The sequence below is a fragment of the Shewanella sp. Isolate7 genome (assembly GCF_022398425.1).
Lineage (GTDB): Bacteria > Pseudomonadota > Gammaproteobacteria > Enterobacterales > Shewanellaceae > Shewanella.
The window spans coordinates 1-659 of the sequence record NZ_JAKEVJ010000194.1 but is presented as its reverse complement, the minus strand read 5'-3'; the positions used below and the strand labels follow the sequence as shown (position 1 = coordinate 659).

Sequence of the window (659 nt, the reverse complement as noted above, 5' to 3'; positions counted from 1 at the left end):
CCTTCGTATGGTGTGTAGTTTTTTTGAATGAAATCACGTACATTGATTTCGGTTTGCCAATCGTCAGCAGTAAAGCCAGCCCACGCTTCATGAATGTTTGACATGAGTAGTGCCTTTCTTGTGATTAGATGTAGGATTGAGTGAACAAAGCAAGTCTATACCTGACTAGATGTGTAGGGTAATCTAGTTAGAAAAAACTTGATTTGCATCAATAATATAACGATGCTATTAAATATGCAACTTGCATAGTTATTTTCAGGCTGCTTTTGCACAATTATCCTAAAATAATAGAATAACTGCTTGTTTTACTAGATTTAATCTAGTGAGCCATATTCACCACGCCGATACGCTTCAATGCTTTCACGGATTTCATCGGGCGTATTCATCACAAAAGGCCCATAGGCAGCAATCGGCTCATCAATCGGTACACCTGATAATAACAATAATTCAGCCTGTTCTTGCCCCTGATTTTGTAATACGATGTCGCCTGCTTCACATTCAAAAATAATTAAATCACTGGGGTTTGCTGCCCATTTTTCGTTAAACAACAATTCACTACGGCGCACAACGATGTCGCCTGCTTCACATTCAAAAATAATTAAATCACTGGGGTTTGCTGCCCATTTTTCGTTAAACAACAATTCACTACGGCGCACAAC

1 protein-coding gene is annotated in these 659 nt (G+C 38.8%); it reads right to left on the bottom strand.

Going from position 1 to position 659, the window contains the following annotated elements; genetic code table 11:
• Positions 1-314 precede the first annotated feature (314 nt).
• On the bottom strand, positions 315-659 hold a 345-nt coding region (locus L1D47_RS20970; RefSeq protein WP_275661521.1), incomplete at its 5' end, for a pirin-like C-terminal cupin domain-containing protein.